The following is a 3,721-nucleotide window of genomic DNA, read 5'->3' on the forward strand; positions in this document are numbered from 1 at the left end:
GACCCACCGGCGCCTACGGCGCGCGCTCGGGCGCCGGGGCCGACGACGATGCCGGCGTGCGGCTCGGGATGGCAGTCGCGGTGTCCGGCGCGGCGGCCAGCCCGAACATGGGCGCACACTCCTCGCCGCCGCTGAACTTCCTGATGACGATGTTCAACGTACGCCTGGGCCGCTGGTGTCCCAATCCGCGCAAGGCGGCCTGGCAGCAGTCCTCGCCGCGCCTGGGTTTGTTCAGCCTGCTGGCCGAGCTGTTCGGCCTGACCAATGCCGACGCCACCTACGTCTACCTGTCCGACGGCGGGCATTTCGACAACCTCGGCATCTATGAACTGGTGCGGCGGCGCTGCCGCCTGATCATCGCGGTGGACGTGGCCAGCGACGGCGCCCTGGCCTTCGCGGACCTCGGCAATGCGATCCGCAAGGTCGGCACCGACCTGCACGTGCGCATCGACCTCGACGTCTCGAAACTGGCGCAGCTGGACGGCGGCCTGTGCGGCGCCAGCTGCGCGGTCGGCACGGTGCGCTACAGCCAGGTGGACCAGGGCGGCGTGGACGGCACGCTGCTGTACATCAAGCCGGCCATCGTCGGCCGCGAGAACGCCGACCTGCTCAACTACCGCAAGGTGCACCCCGTCTATCCGCACGAGAGCTCGGTGGACCAGTGGTTCGACGAGACCCAGTTCGAGAGCTACCGGGCGCTCGGGCAGTACATCGGCGAGTGCGCGCTGGACGGCGCGGTGGAGGCGGCGCGCACGCGCGACGGCGGGCTCGACGTGGCGGTCTTGTGCGCGGAGCTGGCGCGGCGGCACGGCAATGCCGCGCAGGGACAGCGTTGCGAAGACGTACGGGGAAGCTGGCGCTGACTCAGGCGGCAGCAGCCTGGCCGGCGGCAGCCGGGCCGGCCGCCTCCTTTGCTGCTTCCTCTTCCACCTTCGGCACCAGCGCCATCAACTGCTCCATCAGTTGGGCAAAGCGCTGCTGCCCGGGCTGCACCCGGTCGACGTGGGCCAGCACCCCGTGCGCTTCTTCCATCAGCTCGGCGCTGTAGCCGCGCTGCTGCATGTGCGAGATCAGGATTTGCGCCGAGTTGAACAGGATGCGCACGTTGTGCGGCAGCGCTGCCCTGGCATTGCGCATCCACTCGACCGCTTGCGGCAGCTTGCCGGTCTTCCACAGCAGCACGCCCTGGTTCATCAGGTCGATCGCTTCCTTGCGCGCGCCGCGGATCAGCTTTTCGCCCTCCTCGCCCATGCGCGCCTTTTCGAAGATCTGCTGCACCTCGTCCTGCAGGAAGCTGTTGTCGTGGTTGTTGCGGATCACGTAGCACAGCAGGTCGACCGGCGCTTCCTTGACGCCCACCGCGAACAGCAGGATCGCCATCTCGAGGCAGGTCGGCACGTCGGGCCGTTCCCCGGTCGACTGCAGCAGCGCTTCCAGCTCGTCGCCGGCCTTGCGCGCGCGGCGGTAGTCGCCGCTCTCGTGGTACACCAGGCCTTCGGTGATCTTGGTGCGCAGTTCCATGTCCGGATGGTCGGCGCCGAACTCGCGCTGCGCCGCGATCAGCAGTTGCAGCGCTTCCTTCGGATCGTTCTTCAGGCCGCACACGCGCGCCAGTCCCAGATAGGCATCCGGCGTCTTGCGGATCGAGTACTCGCCGATCGAGATGCACTTGCGGAAGGCCTTCTCGGCCATGCCGACGTTCCCCAGCTTCAGGCTGGCCTGGCCGAGGTTGCGCTGGCGCGGCACGGAATTCGGCGACAGCTTGGCCGCGCGCTCCAGCACGTTCAGCGCTTCCTCGTGCTTGCCCATTTTTTGCCAGGCCAGCGCCAGCTGGTCGTAGGCATCGATGTAGTAGCGGTTCTCGGCGATCACGGTCTGGAACATCTGGCGCGCCTGCTCATAGTCGCCGTCGGCCATGCGGATCTTGGCCAGGCCGGAGCGCGCCCACTGGTACTCGCGCTGCGCCAGCACGCGCTCGTAGGTCTCGCGCGCCTTGGCCGGCTCGCCGCTTTTCTCCATCAGGCGCGCCTTCATGCGCAGCAGGTCGATCTCGTGCGCCTTGCTCAGCGCGATCTGCTCGTCGCACAAGCGGGCGGCGCGCAGGTAGTCCTTCTCGGCATAGGCCTGGTCGATCAGGCTGAACACCTGCTTCTTGCGCCACACCCGGTTCAGGCGGCTCAGGAGCACGCCTTCGGTGATCGGCTTGACCAGGTAAGCGTCCGGCTGGTGCTCGGCCGCCCCCATCACCGACTCCACGCTCTTCTCGGCCGACACCATCAGGAACACGCTCGAGGGCAGCAGCAGGTTGCGCATGCGCGCTTCTTCCAGCACCTGCTGGCCATTCTTGCCCTCGCCGAGGTTGAAGTCGCACAGCACCACGTCGTAGCGCGTCTTGTTGAGCAGGCCCATGGCCTCGCCGCCGCTGGAGGCCTGGTCGATGTTGCGCGCGCCCAGGCTGCGCAAGGCTTCGCGCAGCAGCTGGCGCACGCCGATGAAGTCGTCGACCACGAGGTAGGTCTTGGACGCCCAGTCCACCTGTTCGGCGCTCGGCGCCGCCAGCGAGTTGATCACGGCGTTCATGGCAGGGTCAGGATGAAGCAGCCGCCGCCCAGCCGGCCGCCGTTCTCGAGCCGCACGGCGCCGCTGCGCTCGCGGTGGCGGTGCATGCGCGCGACTTCGCGCGAGAAATGCAGGCCCAGGCCGGCGCTGTTGGTCGTGAAGTTGACGCCGGACGCCATGCCGTTCATGGCCGCGCTCCCCGCCTCGAGCAGCGTGGCCGGGAAACCCACGCCATTGTCTTCGACGCGGATCTCGAGCCAGCCATCGCGCTCGCGCGCGCCCAGGAAGATGCGGTCGCGCGTGTAGTGCACGGCGTTGTTGACGGCATGCGAGACCACGCCGACGATCAGGTCCTCGTCGAAGTGCCAGACCAGCTCGGGATCGACGTCGAGCTCGAGCGCGATGCCGCGCGACTCCAGCAGCACCCGTTCGAGGGCGACGACCTGCTCGGCCAGCTGGCCGACTTCGAGCGGCTGCACGTCGAAGGGATACTCCGGCGTGCCGACGTGCTTGTACAGCGCCAGCAGCTGCATCAGGTTGTCGTTCAGGCGGCGCGTCTGGTACAGCATCTGCGCCATCTGCGGATAGGCCTTCTCGGTCTCGGGCGAGGCGTCGTCGAGCAGGCGCTCGAGCGTGCCGGACAGGACGCTGATCGAATTCTTCATGTCGTGCGCAGTCGACGCGAGGAAAATGGACAGGGACGAGTGTGGGTCTTCCATCGAATTGGCCGGCTTCCAGCCTAAAAATTACCGTAAGTCAATTATACCGCCGGCGATTTGACACTTTCTGGTGGAATGTAACTTATTGCGCTAACGCAACACGCTATTCATCCGCCGAAACGGGTCCACGTGGCGCTCGGCGGGCGCGCAGGACGAAGCGTGCCGGGTCGAGCGCATCGACCAGGTTTGTTTCCAGCGGCAGCGGCTCGCCCTCGAGCTGGGCCGCCAGCAGTTCCGCCGCCAGCGGCGCCCAGATCAGGCCGCGCGAGGCATAGCCGAGCAGCGCATGCAGGCCAGGGTGGCGCGGCACGTCGCGCAGGCGTTCGGTCCTGCCTGCGACGCCGAAGTCCGGCAGGCGGCCGACCAGCGGCAGGCGGTCCGGCGCCACGCAGCGGAAACCCACGCGGCCGGCCAGCGGCGCCCCTGCGGCAGCCAGCTGGTCA

The 3,721-nt window shown here is 67.9% G+C and carries 3 protein-coding genes and 1 pseudogene; 1 reads left to right on the plus strand and 3 read right to left on the minus strand.

Annotated features, from left to right (window positions below):
- Window positions 1-863: pseudogene (locus tag B2R83_RS21390) on the plus strand (hypothetical protein); the annotation flags it as partial.
- Window position 864: 1 nt separating this feature from the next.
- On the opposite strand, the gene B2R83_RS21395 reads toward B2R83_RS21390, so the two are convergent.
- The 3 genes from B2R83_RS21395 to B2R83_RS21405 all read right to left on the minus strand — a co-directional run.
- Window positions 865-2,580: a tetratricopeptide repeat protein gene (locus B2R83_RS21395; RefSeq protein ID WP_292044803.1), complete on the minus strand. Its 1,716-nt coding sequence runs from the start codon at window positions 2,578-2,580 to the stop codon at window positions 865-867.
- Window positions 2,577-3,278 (minus strand): sensor histidine kinase, encoded by a 702-nt coding sequence (locus B2R83_RS21400; protein WP_292044804.1) that lies wholly within the window; start codon window positions 3,276-3,278, stop codon window positions 2,577-2,579. Before B2R83_RS21400 ends, B2R83_RS21395 begins: the two co-directional genes overlap by 4 nt.
- 103 nt (window positions 3,279-3,381) lie before the next feature.
- On the minus strand, window positions 3,382-3,721 hold a 340-nt coding region (locus tag B2R83_RS21405; protein ID WP_349681071.1), incomplete at its 5' end, for an FAD-dependent oxidoreductase.

Source organism: Massilia sp. UBA6681 (assembly GCF_002454935.1).
Taxonomy (GTDB): domain Bacteria; phylum Pseudomonadota; class Gammaproteobacteria; order Burkholderiales; family Burkholderiaceae_D; genus Telluria; species Telluria varians.